This window comes from Paenibacillus sp. Marseille-Q9583 (genome assembly GCF_976954365.1).
Window position 1 is genome coordinate 1 of sequence record NZ_CDRJTB010000052.1, and the last position, 17258, is coordinate 17258.

The 17258-nt window shown below is 42.0% G+C and carries 15 protein-coding genes; 5 read left to right on the forward strand and 10 right to left on the reverse strand.

Going from position 1 to position 17258, the window contains the following annotated elements:
• The first annotated feature begins 113 nt into the window (after positions 1-113).
• Complete coding sequence (locus tag ACWNM1_RS21100; RefSeq protein WP_449602536.1) at positions 114-1463, forward strand: lytic polysaccharide monooxygenase; 1350 nt, start codon at positions 114-116, stop codon at positions 1461-1463.
• Between the two features lie 98 nt (positions 1464-1561).
• Here the strand turns inward: ACWNM1_RS21100 and ACWNM1_RS21105 are convergent, their stop codons facing one another.
• Entirely contained in the window at positions 1562-4150 is a 2589-nt protein-coding gene (locus ACWNM1_RS21105; RefSeq protein ID WP_449602537.1) for a metallophosphoesterase, read from the reverse strand.
• 88 nt (positions 4151-4238) lie between these two features.
• Positions 4239-5147 (reverse strand): chitosanase, encoded by a 909-nt coding sequence (locus ACWNM1_RS21110; RefSeq protein WP_449602538.1) that lies wholly within the window; start codon positions 5145-5147, stop codon positions 4239-4241.
• A 235-nt stretch (positions 5148-5382) separates the two neighbouring features.
• On the opposite strand from ACWNM1_RS21110, the gene ACWNM1_RS21115 reads away from it, so the two are divergent.
• Positions 5383-6222, forward strand: a complete 840-nt coding sequence (locus ACWNM1_RS21115) for an AraC family transcriptional regulator (protein ID WP_449602539.1) — start codon at positions 5383-5385, stop codon at positions 6220-6222.
• Positions 6223-6243: 21 nt separating this feature from the next.
• Here ACWNM1_RS21115 and ACWNM1_RS21120 read toward each other — a convergent pair whose 3' ends face one another.
• The 3 genes from ACWNM1_RS21120 to ACWNM1_RS21130 all read right to left on the reverse strand — a co-directional run bounded on the left by ACWNM1_RS21120 (position 6244) and on the right by ACWNM1_RS21130 (position 9295).
• Complete coding sequence (locus ACWNM1_RS21120; protein WP_188114678.1) at positions 6244-6894, reverse strand: polysaccharide deacetylase family protein; 651 nt, start codon at positions 6892-6894, stop codon at positions 6244-6246.
• Between the two features lie 78 nt (positions 6895-6972).
• A complete protein-coding gene (locus tag ACWNM1_RS21125; protein WP_449602540.1) occupies positions 6973-7578 on the reverse strand; it encodes a YkoP family protein in 606 nt (201 codons plus the stop codon).
• Between the two features lie 439 nt (positions 7579-8017).
• Positions 8018-9295: a hypothetical protein gene (locus ACWNM1_RS21130; protein WP_449602541.1), complete on the reverse strand. Its 1278-nt coding sequence runs from the start codon at positions 9293-9295 to the stop codon at positions 8018-8020.
• 270 nt (positions 9296-9565) lie between these two features.
• Between ACWNM1_RS21130 and ACWNM1_RS21135 the strand changes: the two genes are divergently transcribed.
• The gene (locus ACWNM1_RS21135; protein WP_449602542.1) at positions 9566-10039 is read left to right on the forward strand and encodes a hypothetical protein; all 474 of its coding nucleotides are present in this window, start codon (positions 9566-9568) and stop codon (positions 10037-10039) included.
• Positions 10040-10154: 115 nt separating this feature from the next.
• Here the strand turns inward: ACWNM1_RS21135 and ACWNM1_RS21140 are convergent, their stop codons facing one another.
• Positions 10155-10757 (reverse strand): sugar O-acetyltransferase, encoded by a 603-nt coding sequence (locus ACWNM1_RS21140; RefSeq protein ID WP_449602543.1) that lies wholly within the window; start codon positions 10755-10757, stop codon positions 10155-10157.
• A gap of 167 nt (positions 10758-10924) precedes the next feature.
• Between ACWNM1_RS21140 and ACWNM1_RS21145 the strand changes: the two genes are divergently transcribed.
• Positions 10925-11815, forward strand: coding sequence for a LysR family transcriptional regulator (locus ACWNM1_RS21145; RefSeq protein WP_449602544.1), 891 nt, complete (start codon positions 10925-10927; stop codon positions 11813-11815).
• A gap of 130 nt (positions 11816-11945) precedes the next feature.
• Here ACWNM1_RS21145 and hcp read toward each other — a convergent pair whose 3' ends face one another.
• The 4 genes from hcp to ACWNM1_RS21165 all read right to left on the reverse strand — a co-directional run bounded on the left by hcp (position 11946) and on the right by ACWNM1_RS21165 (position 16505).
• Positions 11946-13238, reverse strand: a complete 1293-nt coding sequence (gene hcp, locus ACWNM1_RS21150) for a hydroxylamine reductase (RefSeq protein ID WP_449602545.1) — start codon at positions 13236-13238, stop codon at positions 11946-11948.
• Positions 13239-13511: 273 nt separating this feature from the next.
• Positions 13512-14315: a CAP domain-containing protein gene (locus tag ACWNM1_RS21155; RefSeq protein ID WP_449602546.1), complete on the reverse strand. Its 804-nt coding sequence runs from the start codon at positions 14313-14315 to the stop codon at positions 13512-13514.
• Between the two features lie 89 nt (positions 14316-14404).
• The gene (locus tag ACWNM1_RS21160; RefSeq protein WP_449602547.1) at positions 14405-15805 is read right to left on the reverse strand and encodes an ADP-ribosylglycohydrolase family protein; all 1401 of its coding nucleotides are present in this window, start codon (positions 15803-15805) and stop codon (positions 14405-14407) included.
• A gap of 118 nt (positions 15806-15923) precedes the next feature.
• Complete coding sequence (locus ACWNM1_RS21165; RefSeq protein WP_449602548.1) at positions 15924-16505, reverse strand: LysE family transporter; 582 nt, start codon at positions 16503-16505, stop codon at positions 15924-15926.
• Positions 16506-16629: 124 nt separating this feature from the next.
• Here ACWNM1_RS21165 and ACWNM1_RS21170 point away from each other — a divergent pair, with 124 nt between their 5' ends.
• Entirely contained in the window at positions 16630-17184 is a 555-nt protein-coding gene (locus tag ACWNM1_RS21170) for a helix-turn-helix domain-containing protein (protein WP_449602549.1), read from the forward strand.
• Positions 17185-17258: the final 74 nt, after the last annotated feature.

Here is a 17258-nt window from a genome sequence, read left to right on the forward strand (position 1 = left end):
AGTTTATATAAATACGTTCAACAAAGAAAGGAGTTGTAATTGAGACAAAACGTTCGGGACTGAATGCATCATTTGTTCGCAGTGCATATTTTTTTAAAAAAAGGAGGAGTAAAATGTCATCTATCCGTATTTCTCATTCACCTAGGGTAAAGTTGTTAGCTTATGGGAGTATGATCTTGATATTTTCATTGGTTGTAATGTTATTCCCGGAAAGATCCTTTTCTCACGGTTATGTTGAAGGACCTGCTAGCCGGGCTGCACTCTGTAAATCAGGACAAAATACAGATTGTGGCCCGATTGTTTATGAGCCCCAAAGTCTAGAGGCACCTAAGGGGTTCCCTGCTGCAGGGCCAGCAGACGGGAAGATTGCAAGCGCTAACGGAGCTTTTCCTAAGCTTGATGAACAATCGGCTACACGCTGGTCTAAAGTCAATATCTCTGCCGGACAAAATACATTCACTTGGAAACTGACTGCCGCTCATTCAACGGCCAGCTGGAAATACTATATTACAAAGCCCGACTGGAATCCTAACGCCGCTCTTACTCGGGACTCATTCGACCTTACTCCTTTCTATTCGGTGAACTATGGAGGTGTACAACCACCCTTCACTTACTCAGACACGTTTAACGTTCCGGAACGTAGTGGATACCACGTCATCTTGGCTGTGTGGGAAGTCGCAGATACTCCGAACGCCTTCTATAATGTCATTGATGTCAACTTTAGCGGAAGCAACCCTGTCGATACCCAAGCTCCTTCCGCACCAGCAGCTTTGACGGCAACTGCAAAAACATCCACCAGCGTTTCATTGGCCTGGAACGCATCCACGGATAATATCGGTGTAACAGGGTACCAAGTATTTAACGGAACTTCATTGGTTGCAACCGTATCCGGCACTACATTAAATTACACCGTATCTGGATTAACCGCGAATACTGCCTATACCTTTAGTGTCAAGGCAAAAGACGCTGCTGGCAATGTCTCAAATGGAAGCAATTCCGTCAGTGTTACTACTAATGCACCCGTCGGTAATGATACGGAAGCACCCACAGCCCCCGGCGGCTTACATGTTATGGGGACACCAACATCCTCCAGCATTCAGTTAATGTGGAATCCGTCAACGGATAATGTTGGTGTTACAGGCTACCGTATTTATAGAGGAACGACATTAATCACCACTGTACCTGGCTCCACAACGGATTATACGGTAACAGGTCTTAGCGCCGGTGCAACATATACGTTCAATGTACATGCCTTCGACGCCGCAGGCAATCAATCAGTGGCCAGCACCATCAATGGCACAACCGCTACAGCGTCTACAGCCCCAGCTTGGGCACCCAATACCCCTTACACAGTCGGTACATTGGTAACCTACGATGGTTCTGTGTATGAATGTCGTCAAGCCCATACATCGTTAACCGGTTGGGAGCCTGCTAATTCCCCGGCGCTATGGTTGTTAAAGTAATGTTGTAATAAAAACATTAAATACCTAAATCTTAAAAACCACGAGATACAGTGAAACTGTATTTCGTGGTTTTTTTGCTTTTTAATACACTTGAGGATTCATTGCATTCCTACCTCTGCTGGAAGCGAATTATTTCTTGTCCCTACTGCTTTAATTACGAAATTGTAGACTTTAGCAGAATCTATGCCATTTAAGGTATAACTGTAACTCGACTGACCGCTTACCGCCGGCACATACACGCTCCAATTCGTGCTGACTTTATCATTTTTCTCGTAAATCCGGTAACCTCGCACCGGCTCAGAGCTATTTGCTGGCGCTTTCCACGAAAGAACTGCACGGTTCCCTGATTGTCTTACTGCACTTGGATTTTCAACAATGCCGGGTTTGACGTCAGTCCGCTTGATACTGTAAGCATCATAGACGGCAAGGGGTTTATCTTTAACTGCTGTGTAGGATGTAAATTTCAGCACATCGTTTGTAATGGAAACATCCACGAACATTTTCTTGTTGGGTTGATCGTTTTTTGCTGCAAAAAAAGTGTCTGCGTCTGGATTAATAGCATAGAATTTCGAGGCGGCCGAGTTGCCCATTAGATACACGGTCCCTTTGGGATTCAGCACATTTCCTTGCTCATCGGTAATAACATTCTTAATCGGAACATTGTTCAGCATCTGAAAAGACCTCATATACATATGGTCATGTCCCTCAAACACCATATCCACACCCAGCTCATCAAATACTGGAATCAGATATTTCCGGTAAAATTCTACCCGGTCGCTTTCTGCCGAAGCGTTATCTCCTGAAGAATAAGCACCCTTATGCATAGAGACGAATTTCCACTTCTTATCGGACTTTGCCACCTGATTCCGCATCCATTCCAACTGCTTCGTGAACTGAATATCCGCTTTGTACGGCTTGACCTCTCCTTCGTACTGGGAATTGATTTGCATAAACAGTGCATCGCCGTATTCGAAAGCATATACAGACCCGTCATGAGCACCCGTCCCGACATCTTTTGGAAGATTAAAATGGTTATAGAAGTTATTATTCGGATAATCCTCTATCTCATGGTTGCCGATAATCGGTGCAAATGGTACATTGGCAAATTCTTTTTTCGGCACACCCAAGAACCACTGCCACAGCTGCTCCAGATCACCATCATCCGTTAGATCCCCTGTAAGAAGAACAAACTTGGGATCTACCGTTTTCTCAATCGCTCTCTTAAAAGTATCCTGCCACAGATCGAAATTCGATTTACTTGAGCCTTGGGTATCGGTCACGTAGAGGAAATGGAAATCCTGATTATCCGCCTTGTCCGTGGTAAAAGAACCCGCCTCGCTCCAGCCGTCCGCATCACCGTTACCGGCCCGGTATATATACTTAGTTCCAGGACTGAGACCGCTTGTAATAACTTTGTGACTAGCGAACTTTTTATACTTTTTGGAACTTCTGTCTCCTGATGTCATTAAGGTTTCAATAACTGTTGAGCTACCCTCATAAGAGGTTGCAAGTTGTTCCGGGAACTCGCTTCCTCCCGCATTGGAGGCCTCCACCACTTGCACTACTGTACCTCTGACGGTTTCAGCTGTATACCAGTCAAAGGCGATACTTGTCTTTGGGTCCCCATTAAAAGTCATGTTCAGCAGCGTTGGTGTTTTATTGCCGGTATCCTGAGACTTCGTCTTAAAGCTCCAGGTAATATCGTTCTCCGGTGTCCGGCCATCCGTAGTCCCCTTAATAAGCTCTTTAGGGACGGTCACGTTGTAAGTTTTGCCGGAAATGAAATTAGGGTGACTGACTTTGACTGTGTCTTGACCGAGGAGGGAAGCAGAAATGTTGGTAAGAGGAAGATTGTTTTCTGTGATTACAACTTGATAACCACTGTCGAGACTGATGGCTTTATTAAACTTCACAGTGATCTCTGCATTAAGGGAAACATCTGCAGCCCCTGAAGCGGGAGTTTTGCTCACCTCAAGTGTGGGAGTGTCCCCAGGTTCGCCGCTGCTACGTGTTCCTTTAATTACTACATCTTTGATTCTACTTGAGCCTGAGCTGGACACTGTTCCCCCGCTTACGCTTTTCGTAGAGTTAACCACCCAGCGGATATAGAGTACATTTTGATTGTTAGTTCCCGCAGGCAATGTGAGGTTCGTTAATTTGCAGGAATTATTGGAACAATTAAAATTGTTCTGGGCTAGAACAAGGTTGCCGCCCGCAACATCTGTCCATTCCTGTTGATCTATACTGTATTGCACCTTAAAATCCCTAGGTCCTGTACTTGAAGAAGTTTGCTGTGAAGAGAGGAAGATACCTTCGAAGCCTTGGGTAGAAAGCGTGGCCTGCCAGTATTTAATGCCAGTTCCTTCATGCCAGCCCTGGTTGCGTACGCTGTTCTCACCTGACTCATAGGTGTATGCATCTGTATTTGTTCCTACATCACGAATGGATGAAGCCGTCTGATATACCCCGCCTGTAGCCGGAAATATTCCGTTTTCTCCTTTGTCTTTAAAAATCCACTGGGCAATCGTTTCCTGAACTGCAGTTACTTCGCTTGCAAGATCTTCCTCATTGCCCTCTCTTCCTGCTGAGACAAAACCGGTCAACTCCATCGCAAGCAGCAAACCTATAACCATTAGACTGATTACCTTGGGAAATCTGTTCTTGAGATAAGATTGGTTGTTATCCATTCAGCCCATCTCCCTCTTCATTAATCTCACTTATCATCGAACCGCCGTCACCTAGAAGAACGGCGGTTCTGCTACCCTTACATTCCTGTTATTGGAGTTCCCAGTCAGTGACTTGTAGGACTGCCGAATCTGCGCCCTTCAGGTCTGTCTCTCCCATGTTCAGCAAATTACTCCACTGCTTCACACGGTTTTTGCCGTTGGGCGGATCGTTGTACTCATTATTATCCACAATCTTAGTCCGTTCTTTATAGAATTTGGTCATGAAAGTCTTCTCATCTGTGCTGCTTCCTGATTTACCCAAAAGCCCTTGAAGAGTCTCAGAGCCGCCGGTAGCTCCATGATTCAACGCTGCATCCACGAAGGAACCAATCGTTAATGCCGAGTTAAAGCCGCGTTTGCGGGCCTGCTCCACACTGTATTTAATATAGACATTGTAGAACGTTTTCCACATCGCCTCTCTCCACTCGGGATCATCTTGCAAATTACCGATTTTTTTGCAGAAGCTCTCTTCGCTTTCATTGATTTCGAGGATGTTTCCTTTCATCGAACCCTTGACACCGATCCGGGCCAATGCGCCTTTAACCGAAGGATTACTCGCACCTTTGGCAGCGTCATATGCTTTGAACAGTTCCGGACCGTCGGGTCCGGTATCATTTGAGCCGCCTGTAGTCGCACCGAATATTCCAATCGTATATCCGCGGTCATCATCAATATCTTCACAATATCCGTAAAAATTGATCCAGTTCAGATCGTCCTGCTCCGGTTTGTTGACAAGCATCATAATATTGTTCCACTGCTCACCATCGAGACCTGTGTTGTCGCGCAAGAATTGAAGTGTTGCCGGTGAGAAATTAGAATCAGGGTTCCCTGCTGCATAACTTTTCTGTTGAGACCCATTGGACAGATAGCCATAAGAAAAAATCATTGAAAAACTGAGCAGGATTAACAATGAAAATTTCATCTTCTTGGAAACCTTACTATTCGTTGAATTAAGCAACGCAATCTCTCCCTTAGTTGAATAGTTTAAGCGCTTTAACTTTGAGCAGTAGTGAACCTTATCCCCAACCTATCTGAGCATGACAGCCCTCCTTTTCCCAACACTTGGTAATTCAATTCAAGCTTATCTCAAAAACTTTATACAAACAGCACGTATTTTCTTGTAATAATTAAATTTTATACATATGTTGCCACAAACCCTAGATTAAGTCTACAATCCTCTTAGGAGGTGCTGAATGAAACCGGTATTTTATGAGTCTACTCTTTTTGAGATCAGCCGCAAGAAACAGGTATACACCAGCATGCCTTCAAGACACTATCATGATGCATATGAGATTCTGTATTTAATATCCGGGGATTTTTATTATTTTATAGGGGACAGAACCTATCAGGTTGCGGGTGGTACGTTGCTATTTATGGATATTCATGAAATGCACAAACTGGTCAATTCTGGATGCAATATGTATGAACGGGTTACACTGCTGTTTAAAAAAGAATTCCTGCAGCATTTCTGCACCGGCGGTCAATGTGAGGAACTGCTCGAATTGTTCAAAAGTGATTACCGCGCTTTGAAGATGACCGGAAAGGACCAGTATTTCATCGAACAGCTTTTTCAGAAGATGATCCAGGAGGGAAAGAAGCAAGCTCGCGGATATGAACAGTACCAACAAATAATATTGGTGGAGTTACTTCTCTATCTTAATCGTAAACTATTTGACAGCCGTGTAGCCCCATTGGTGGAATCCAATCGTACACATAAGAAAGTCCTGGACATCGTTAATTATGTAAATCAACATTATATGGAACCGCTTAAGCTCTGTGAGATTTCACAGAAATTCGACATAAGCTCTTCCTACTTATGCCGAACTTTTAAAGAAGCCACCGGGTTCAGCTTCATTGAATATATCAATAACATCCGCATTAAAGAAGCGCGTGATTTGCTGGTTGGCTCTTCTTTTAATGTTACTGAAATTGCGGGAATGGTGGGGTTTGATAATACCTCCCATTTTGGACGAACCTTCAAATTAATGATGGGCATCTCGCCGCTCTGCTTCCGCAAACAATTTAAGACTTAACAGCAAAAACACTGGAATACGTCAAGACATTTCGTCAAGGCGAACAAATTGCAGGTTTCTTGCCTGCAGTTGGTTTAGCACTTCTTCTAATGTTTGCAGCATAAAATAAGGAGCATGCCGGTCCGCGCCCACAGTCTCACCGCTGTCGTGAAGTAAGACAACGGAGCCATCGGTGATTCCACCTAACAAAGTGGCCTGCATCCGGGTTTGACAGACCCGGGTGTTCCAGTCGCCTGCCTTCAGCGACCATAGAACAATTCGATACTGCTTGTAACGAAAGAAATCAAATAGATTGATTAATCCCCAAGGTGGACGGTAATGATTGGGTCGGGTTCCAACAATAGACTCTATAATATCAGCGGAGCGGTCCAGATGTTCTCGCCTAATAGTACGGGGCAGCATCAGCCAGTTAGAGGTATGACAATAATTATGGATGCCAATCTGATGGCCTTCCCGATCCATTCTTCTGATCAGGTCTGGATATTGCTCCGCTCGCGATCCTAGCACGAAAAAAGTAGCCTTCACTTGATGCAACTTCAATAAATCCAGCAATATCGGCGTATATTTCGGATGTGGCCCATCGTCAAAAGTGAATGCCACCTGTTTTTTTACCGTTCCTTTGCGAAAGACACCAAAGCCGCTCACTCGCGTAATCAAACTCGGAATAAACATGTAAAGAGTGGCGATACATAGTATTCCTCCTATAAGATATGTAAGAATAATTACACCTCCATATAACAAGCTTAAGACTTATCCAGAGTAGTTCTGTCCGGGTGAGAACCTATTCTTCAGCGAGGCCCGTGAATGAATCAGTAGCATTGGGACAAGTTGTTCGGTTCGCCGACTGATTCTTTGTCTCCCTTCCGGATGCATAGCAGACAGCAGCAATCGAAGATAAATGGTGGTGATGCGTTCAAAAACACCAGACTTTATATTTTGCTGTTCAAAACCAAGACCGTGTGTTAATCCCCGATGGAGCAGTGTAATACCCAATAAAGCCTTGACCTGCCTGAACTCGGACTGCGATTCGAAGGCTTCATTGATTTGCTGCATTGATTTACGCAGCATGCGAGCCGTTTGGAGTGCAGCACGATCTGATCCTTCGGACTGGATCAACTTCAGGATGCTTCCATTATCGAGGTGGAGCTCTCCCACCCACTCACCCTGGTTAATGACCGTGGCGTCCTGGCATACAATTGGCTGTCCCCGGTGCTTTTTTAGCATCACGGTACATATACCAAAGCGCGACTTATGCGATCCGCGAAAATGTGAAAGCAACGCAAAAGCTTTTTCCCACATCATCCAGACGGACTGCACCGTAGTTTTACGTATTTTGAAACCCAACTCATCCACCATCCTTAATACGGTTATAGTCTCTCATTTCATACATTGTACATAACAGAACTTTCTTTTTTCTTATCCGATTCTTACAAAAAGCTTAAGAACTGATCGACTGCAACAAGGAACATAATGAACCACATTAAATCCTTTTAACGTCTACTTCTATTTGACGCTATTCACCGGAATTTCTCTGCGCGAATATTAAATTTTTATACAACTATTTTCAGTAGGACATAAGCTTCTCCAGACCATATTACGGGCCCACGTGACTTCAAAGTAAAAAGGTAACTTCAAATGAAGTTACCTTGAATAAACAATCGTTATGATGTCATTTCATCGTTTTTTGTAACAACTGTCTTCCGTCCGTATTTATCAGACAGCGCGCCATAGATTAAAGCAACCAACCATCAACAGGATTTTCAGGTGAATGACCCTTTGCAGAAAGCTGGCACTATCATTCCAAACTACTCAACTCCACCACATCTCCGCTAGTGGCCTTCACAGCATAATTACAATCTAACTTCCCGCACAGCACATACTTCTTCTGCCCAGGATCATACACATAGACGGGTGTTAATTCGAACCATCCCTTCAGCTTGTCATAAGCTTCGTCATGGCTCACAGCAATTTCCCCTTCGCTCTTGAACTCATCAAACGTATCGAGCATTGGCTTGTTATCCATATAATTTATAGCCTTATAATTCTGCACATCGATGAACAAGAGGATCTTACGCTGGAATATACGATTATTTGGCGCATTCATCCTAAGTGTTGCCTGAATATGTCCTCTTTCCCGTTGTAAAGTCTTCAATATCCATTCTCCGGATTCATCTGGATAGAGCTGGCTTAAACCAGCTTCGACTGCGGCTATACATTCAGCTTGTTCTGCGTCTGTGATAGGAATTGAGTCCGGATGCGGCTCACTAGCTATTGCCTGTTCAATGGTAGCTACCTCAAGTAGACGTATCTCCGTCCTTTCGAACGGCTCCAGCTCCGTATTCTGTTGCTCCCAATGTATTACTTGATCAGTATTCAGTCGTGCTCTTGTACCTGATATAAACTCAAACGGGATGGTGGTTGTTCCGTCATTTGTAATGTAGATTTCTTCTATCCCATAGATCGGCAGGAGTTGCTTCGTCTCGTACACCGGATATTCTATAAGCTGTAGTTGTTTCCTCGCCTGTGGCTCTATCGTTTGAAGTGTGAGCGTATAGTTCTCTTTGTGCACAAGGGAGCTGGAAGGAAACTGGCCATATACACTGTAAAAAACAAGCCTGCCTTCCGCATCGTAACGAAGTTCGATCCGTCCACCAGGAGTGACTGGTATGCTACCTATTTTTTCAATAAAATGATATTCACCATTCTCTTCCTTCTCTAAGTGGAATTGTTTACCGTATACCACCCTTGCCTCAGCTTCAATCCACCGGATGACTCCGTTAAAATCTATATTTTGGAATGGTGTCCCATTCGCATAAGATATCCCGCCAACAAAAATCACACTTTTATAGTTGCGGGATTGTAGGTCAATCGTGATGACGGCAGTTCCTTCCGGATTGTAATCGCCCTTCCATTCCTTCATATGTGCAGGAAACCATTCCATACTAAGAAAATAGTTGGTCTCTCCCAGTATCGTAACGTCGCGATAAATTTCATGGGAGTGTAAGTAGTAGTTGTCCAATCCATATTTTTGCTGTGTAGCATCAAGCAGTTCTTTGATTCGAATATCCATCATAGTGCACCCCATAAAATTGATGCCTACATCATACCATTACTTAGCGTTGATTATGAAACGCAGCTGCGAATATTGGAGTCGATTGTTACTTATTAAATAGTAAAATCTTCTGAATATTCTACAAGCTCAGGCAATGGGCCTTGGTGATGTTCAGAAAATGATCAGTAACTTAGGTTTTAATAATGCAGAGTGTATTAATATTTTACACAACCTTCACCAGAATTCTATACGTGAATAGTAACTAAAAATTTTAAATGGAGGTAAATCATCATGAATGACATCATCGATGGAAATGCGGCATTAATACAATTTTTCCCACTTCCAGCGCATCTTTATAGTAAGGATATTGCTTGTATTGCAACTGTTGCTTATGCAGAAGAGCAGGGAGCAAATTTAACGGGCCTCATAAATGCTCTATACTGCAAGGGATATATAAACCTTGATCATCTACTAAATTCCACATGGAAAAAACTATACCAAGTTCCGAGGTTGGGACACAAAAGACTGATGCTTCTACTTCGTTTACTAGAACGAATTTCTGCAGATCCCAAGACCATAGAAAACCATACCATTGTCCCTCGTGTTACAATGCAGAGTAAAAAGGAAATGAAAGAATTAACTTTAAAAAGGATTATAAAGAAGTATAACGAAACATCTGTGGTGGTATTAAGTGAAGCTTTCGAAAAAGAAGCTCGGATAAAGAAAATTAAAGATAGACTCCGTGAAATGGGGTTGATCATATAACAAAACCCCGCCAGTAATCACTGATGGGAATCTTTTTTATGATCGTTTTGGCTTGTGTGTCTTGATTACCTACCAACGAAATGCAATATGCATGCATGAAAAAACTCAAGCGGCGTTACGCTTGAGTTTTTAAGATGTTTTCCAAATTATTAATAATTTTTTTCAGCTCTTTTGCCGGTACTCCTGCAACGACAGTATTCTCTGGAACATCTTTAGTGACAACTGCACCTGCCGCAACAACAGAGTTATCTCCAATCGTCACCCCGGGCAGTATGGTAGCGTTTGACCCAATCCATACATTGTCTCCAATGATAACTGGAGAGGGAAAGGTTACATTTCTCGTTTCTAAAGGTAACCCATGATTAAGAGTAGCAATCGTGACATTCATACCAATCATTGTACCGTCCCCTATACTAATTCCACCTCTATCTTGGAAAGAACAGCCTATGTTGAAAAACACATTCTTTCCTATAGTAATATTTTTCCCAAAGTCTGTATAAAACGGCGGAAAACACATAAAGGACGAATCAACTTTATTGCCTGTAAGTTCACTAAAAATCTCCACTATTTCTTCTTTTGAATGATAGGATGTATTCAATTCCATGGTGATCTTTTGAGCTTGATAACTGCATTGAGTTAATAATCCATGCAATTCTTTATCCTCACCCGAAATTGAATTTCCCTTCTTACAAAAATTAATAAATTCTTTCATCTCCATTATTAAAAATCACCAGCCCAATTTAATTATACTTCTGATAATGAGGTTCATAGGTTTAGAGTTCAACCTTTTCATTCACATCATAAGTTGATATGATTCAAATAACTAATACTTATACTAAATACTCTCTCATGCTTTTTAAGCATAGATATAATAAGGAGACTGTTATGGAAATTCGTGTATTACGCTATTTTATTGCTGTAGCGAATGAAGAGAATATATCGGCTGCTTCAAAACAGCTGCATTTGTCTCAACCTACATTATCAAGACAATTAAAAGACCTTGAAATGGAATTAGGAGCAACTTTATTTGAAAGAGGTAATCGGAAAATTACTTTAACAGATGAAGGGAAGTACTTATTTAAAAAAGCGAAGGAAATCGTTGCGCTAGTAGATAAAACCGAAGCCAGTTTTAAAGAATCAAAAGAAATGATTAGCGGAGAAATTTACATTGGTGGTGGTGAAACAGAAGCTATGAATTTCATTGCCAAAGCATCAAAAGAATTACTTGAACATTATCCAAGTATTCGATTTGATTTATACAGTGGTAATGCTGACGATATTACTAGCAGGTTAGACAGTGGATTATTAGACTTCGGCATTGTCATAGAACCCACAGATAAACAAAAATATGATTATATAAAATTACCAGCTACTGATGTTTGGGGTGTTTTAATGCGCAAAGATAGTCCTCTAGCATACAAGCAGTTCATCCAGCCAATAGATTTAATAGATAAACCACTGTTAATTTCACGTCAAACTGCTGTCAGCAACGAATTCACAGGATGGTTTGGAGCGAATATTGAGGATCTCAATATTGTCGCAACTTATAATCTCCTTTACAATGCTGCACGAATGGTAGAAGAAAATATTGGATATGCATTGTGCTTGGATAAACTTATTAATACATCAGGAGACAGCAAGCTTTGCTTTAAACCTTTAAACCCCAAATTAGAGGCTAATTTAAATATTATTTGGAAAAAACATCAAGTGTTTTCTAATGCAGCAAATAAATTTCTAGCTCAGCTACGAAACAATATTAAAATATACAATTCATAACTGTAGACAACAACCCTAGAAAAGCGATCCCCCCAGTCGTAACGTGTGTTTTGTATGTTAGCTTGTCTTCATAACGCAAGAAAAGCCCAAGCTTTTTTCTCAGCTTGAGCTTAGTCTTGCAATATTTAACCTACGATAATGACAACATCGCGTTCATATCTTCCTCAGCAGTAGTAATCAGCTTTAATCCAAAAAGCTCTACCAACACATCCAACACCCCATCCGAGATAAACTCAGGCGGTTTCGGTCCAATACGAATATCCTGAATGCCAAGACTGAACAAACCCAGCAGAATGGCTACCGCTTTTTGCTCAAACCAGGACAGCACGATGCTGACTGGCAGCTCGTTCACCGTACAATCAAATGCCTCAGCCAGAGCTAAAGCAATCTTCACCGTAGAACCAGAATTATTACATTGCCCAAGGTCAATATAACGCGGAATGCCTGTGTCTCCAACAGTTCCATAATCTACGTCATTAAAGCGGAATTTTCCGCAAGAAGTGGTTAAAATGACGGTATCGTTCGGTAAGGATGTCGCCAACTCGCGGTAGTAATTCCCACCTTTACCTGGCGCGTCACAACCTGCAATGACGAAAAACCGGCGGATATGCCCATCTTTGACAGCTTGGATGATCTCTGGCGCCAGCCCGATTACTGTTTCATGATGATATCCTGTCGTAAGTACCAAATCTGACTCTACATCAGCTGCAGGTAATGACAATGCACGGTTAATCAGTGGGGAGAAATCATCATTCGTGATTTTCGCTACACCTTCAAGTCCTGCTACTTCATATGAGAAAAAGCGGTCTGCGTACGTACCTTTAATCGGCATCACGCAGTTTGTAGTTGCAAGAATCGCACCAGGAAACTGCTCGAACAGTCTGCGTTGATCGTACCAAGCTTTGCCGATGTTGCCTTTCAGATGTTTATACTTCTTGAGCGCAGGATAGCCATGGGCAGGTAGCATTTCCGAGTGGGTATAGATGTTGATGCCCTTTCCTTCCGTCTGCTGCAGCAATTCCTCCAGTGCATACAAGTTATGCCCTGTCACCACAATACATTGACCTTCTATTTTATTCTGGCTGACTGTGATTGGTTGAGGAATCCCAAAGCGATCCGTATGCGCACGATCCAGCAGATCCATGACGCGAACCGCCGCATCCCCAACCCTCATCGCCATCTCCAAATGCTCCTGCGTATTAAAGTTGGAATTGGTCAAGGTCATATACAAAGCTTCGTGGGTAATACGATCCACCTCGGGATCAATGTATCCTAACTGCCGGGCATGTGTCGCATAGGCTGCAATTCCTTTCAAGGCGAAAATCATCGTATCCTGCAAACTCGCAATGGTTTCATTTTTGCCGCATACTCCAACAACGGTGCAGCCGCCAGTCGGTGTCTGTTCACATTGGTAACAAAACATATCGTTATCCTCCATATTTAGATAATCTTTCGTTACTCTCAACGTAACAGAACACCAAACCTTGAGTTGTGATTACACACACATTTTTTTAGATCAAGCAGATTTAAATGGCCGTCTATTGATAACAACCAACTAACTTCATCGATTTTGATCTTTCAGCCATCTGTGGAACTGTGGAATTAATTACCTCCTTTATAAGAATAAAACCCATGTCTGATGACATGGGTTTTAAAAATTAACTTTTATCATGTGACGTTTATATTGCTGATCGCACTAACCAATAAATTCTTGAACCCACTCGCTGTTGTAGTAACCTATTCCAATTTCAGTAAAGGAACTATTCAGGATGTTAGCACGGTGACCGGGGCTGTTCATCCATTGATTCATGACTTCTTCCGGGCTCGACTGGCCTTTGGCGATATTTTCCCCTGCTGTATTATAGGAGATCCCAAATGCCTTCATCATATCGAACGGAGATCCATAAGTTGGTGACTGATGGTCAAAATAATTGTTGTCGGACATATCCTGCGCTTTAGCCAAAGCCATTTTCGACAACTCACTATTCAAACTAAGGGGTTTCAAGCCTGCGTTTGTTCTTTCTTTGTTCACCAATTCCAACACTTTTTGCACAGATGCCGATGAATTGGTGGAGGTTTGCGGATTAGCAGAATATTGTGGATTGGCCGATTGTTGCGGATTAGCAGAGTATTGTGGCCTAGCAGAAGTTTGCGGATAAGTAGTTTGATCCGCTGTTGTACCACCTGTAGGTGGAGTAGTACGGATAAAACCATCCAGCCATTTCGATACATCGCCGGGTACTTGTTTAGTCTTAAGTGTTGAATTCCCTGCATTCTCTGTGGAAATAGAAGACGCTTGAGTTAAGTTTGACGTCGTAGCTGTTTTGCCAGCATGATGTCCAACCTTCGTTTGTTGAGTAGTCATTTGGTTGTTGGCTGATTGATTACTCGAACAAGCTGTAACGAGCAAAAGCGCTGCTATTACGATAAATGGTTTGATAACGACCCCTCCTGAATTGGCAAAGTATTGACTTAATCGAATAAAGTTTTTGTAAAGCATGATTGAATTATTCATCTCTAATTCAAAAAGATAAAAAACAAAAAAAAGTCCACCGCAACTTTGGTTGCGGTGGACTTTTTGTAAGCTTATTATGTATCGAGATCCGTATTCTTGCTCACATAGAGCTCACTAGGCTGAACTTGATATCGACCGGTTTGCAGCAGCTCCGGTAAACGCCCCATCCGTTCCGCTAAACCAGAAAGACTTTGCTCATGAAAATTTGAAAGCCCCGTATGAATCCGATCTTGAAAAGGTTTAAGCCACCTTGATTCCAAGTGATCAGGACCGAAATAAACCCCAAGCAGAGAGCCCGCCGTTGCTCCGAAGCTATCCGTATCGTTTCCTTGCATCACCTGCTTGCATATTCCATCACCAACATTGTCTGCAAATCGCAGGGTATTAATTAAGGTGCCTATTTCCTGATAAACATCACAGTGACAATAATTCGCATACTTATGGTTAATGCTCTGATACGCTTCCAGCCAGTCATCTGCATTCGCTACCATCTCAAGGCAATCTTTAGTAATCTCGTAGAATCGGCTTCTTTTAGGTACGAATTGCAGAGCCGTATTGATTATTTCAATGGGATCGCGCTGCACGTGAGCAACAGCAATCGCAGCGGCAATGAACATCGTGGAGTAAATGCCGGTACGGCGATGAGTAAAACTTGCATCCCGCCAAGCTAGCTCAGCAGCCTGAGCGGGTTGACCAGGACAGGCATATCCGTAAGCATCTGCACGAATCGCCGCACCGCATAATTCCGTACCCTGCACCATAAAATCAGGCCATGCCTCTATTTCAGAATGATTGAATAGTTCCTTATCATGTTCCAAATAGCTAATCCCTGATCGCATCAAAATAGCTCTTTCCGGACCCCAAGTTGTACTTAGCGGAAGATGATTTAACCATAAATCTCTTAAATTTCTTTTCGTAAAACCATCACCGAATTGTTCTAGCACCATCATTCCCATTAATGTGTAATTGATATCATCATCAGGTGCTACATAACGAATTCGCCCTCGTGTCGTCTCAAACCAAGACCAATGACGACGATCCAGCGCATGGAGAATTTCTTCAGAAATGTAATCATTCAGTGGCCATTCCCCTACAGAAGTTAACGCTTGACGCAATTCCGACAAGCTGGGATTTACCTCTATCGGTTTGCCCAGCATAGAACCACAGACTGAAGCAAGGAAACCTGCTTCTACACGCTTGGAGCTATCCTTCAGATTCAAAATCCCGACCTGACCTAGAGGTCGAGCCGGATCACATTCTCTCCATATCTCATCTAAATCGTTTGGCTCATAGTAAGGCCAGTTGTCCCTCATTGGAATGACAGCCAAGCTATGGGCGAATTCTAGATAGGCATCATAGCTTGCTGGAAGCTTTTCCAACTTAGCTAAATAACCGGAGGTTTGATGCCCCTGCTCGAATTTATTACGCAGAACTCCCTCCAATTGAAGTTTAAGAAATGTGAGTGATGGTAGCATATTGCATCTCCTTTGTCCTCGTATCTATCCACAATACATCAATATCATAAGCTTTAGAAGTAAAAAATAACTAGACAAAAAAGTATTTGTCGAATATTGATTTTCCCTTAATAATCCTTCATCCCAATACTATCGAAACTGCACAATACACTAACAACAGTCCCATCAATACATTAAACTGACTTCTATATTTAGATATCATTTTTTTGAAAAGAGAACCACACAAACACCAACAAAAAGTACCCATATAACCGATGAAAGCAAGAATTAAAGAATAACTCAATAATCTAAAAGAGGAAGAATGAGAGGTAAGGATAAATGTTGATGTAACTGTGATCCCATATAATATCCCTTTCGGATTGATAAATTGTAAAAGCATTCCCGCAATAAAGCTATTGTGTTTATCTCCAGCTGCATCACTTTCTCGTTGTTTACTTGTAATCATTTTAACTGCTAAATACAGCATGTAGACTCCGCCTATTACAGCCATAATAGATTTAATTTGTGGAAGAAGATTATTCAAAAGTAGATTAAAGCAGGAACATAACAATATGATTATAAAAAATCCTGTACCCACTCCTAAACAAAATTTCATTGATTTTTTCAGCCCAACTTGGTTTGCAAAACTCATTGCCATAATGTTATTGGGTCCTGGAGTAAAACTTGCAACAAATGCATATAAAAACAAAGAAACAAACACTAAATTATATCTCCCCTTCCAACTTGTATGCTATAATGTATCCATCAGACGCTATAACGTACATTCGTGCGTTTTATTGTATATCACGATCGTTATAAAGTAAATGGAGACAGGAGTAATTACAGTGGAAGAAATAAATCTAATTATTGCGGAAAATATAAAAAAGATTAGAAAAAGTAAAGAGTTAAGCCTGGAAAAGGTTGCGGAATTAACTGGAGTCAGCAAAACAATGATTGGTCAAATCGAAAGAGGTGAATCAACACCAACCATTACAACCCTTTGGAAGATCGCCAATGGATTAAAAATTTCATTTTCTGCGCTGATAGATTACCCAAAGCCTGACACAAGAGTAATCTTAAGAAGTGACATTCAGCCACTGCTTGAAGATAACGGAAAATATCGGGTGTATCTATCTTTTCCATTTGAAGAAAGTAAACGGTTTGAAGGTTATACTGTGGAGATAGACAAGGGTGGTTACCTTGATGCCAATTCTCATATGGAAGGTACCGAAGAATTAATCACCGTGTTTGACGGAGTATTGTCTTTCCGTGTCAATAACAATGAATACCTCTTGAAATCAGGTGATTCTATCTCATTCCTCGCAGACAAACCCCATGTATATCATAATCCAGGACAAACAATAACCCGGTTAAGCATGATTTTATACTACCCCTCTTAGCAAAAAAATCCCAAGGCACTTGGGCTTTGGGATTACGTTCTCCATGATAGGGTTGCTAGATGAGTTAATATCCC

Excerpts from the sequence above, each read along its gene's own strand:
- ACWNM1_RS21135 (WP_449602542.1), top strand. The coding sequence starts at position 9,566 with ATGAATGACATCATCGATGGAAATGCGGCATTAATACAATTTTTCCCA.
- ACWNM1_RS21100 (WP_449602536.1), top strand. The coding sequence starts at position 114 with ATGTCATCTATCCGTATTTCTCATTCACCTAGGGTAAAGTTGTTAGCT.
- ACWNM1_RS21155 (WP_449602546.1), bottom strand. The coding sequence starts at position 14,315 with ATGCTTTACAAAAACTTTATTCGATTAAGTCAATACTTTGCCAATTCA.
- ACWNM1_RS21140 (WP_449602543.1), bottom strand. The coding sequence starts at position 10,757 with ATGGAGATGAAAGAATTTATTAATTTTTGTAAGAAGGGAAATTCAATT.
- ACWNM1_RS21115 (WP_449602539.1), top strand. The coding sequence starts at position 5,383 with ATGAAACCGGTATTTTATGAGTCTACTCTTTTTGAGATCAGCCGCAAG.
- ACWNM1_RS21120 (WP_188114678.1), bottom strand. The coding sequence starts at position 6,894 with ATGTTTATTCCGAGTTTGATTACGCGAGTGAGCGGCTTTGGTGTCTTT.
- hcp (WP_449602545.1), bottom strand. The coding sequence starts at position 13,238 with ATGTTTTGTTACCAATGTGAACAGACACCGACTGGCGGCTGCACCGTT.
- ACWNM1_RS21160 (WP_449602547.1), bottom strand. The coding sequence starts at position 15,805 with ATGCTACCATCACTCACATTTCTTAAACTTCAATTGGAGGGAGTTCTG.
- ACWNM1_RS21105 (WP_449602537.1), bottom strand. The coding sequence starts at position 4,150 with ATGGATAACAACCAATCTTATCTCAAGAACAGATTTCCCAAGGTAATC.
- ACWNM1_RS21130 (WP_449602541.1), bottom strand. The coding sequence starts at position 9,295 with ATGATGGATATTCGAATCAAAGAACTGCTTGATGCTACACAGCAAAAA.
- ACWNM1_RS21145 (WP_449602544.1), top strand. The coding sequence starts at position 10,925 with ATGGAAATTCGTGTATTACGCTATTTTATTGCTGTAGCGAATGAAGAG.
- ACWNM1_RS21125 (WP_449602540.1), bottom strand. The coding sequence starts at position 7,578 with ATGGTGGATGAGTTGGGTTTCAAAATACGTAAAACTACGGTGCAGTCC.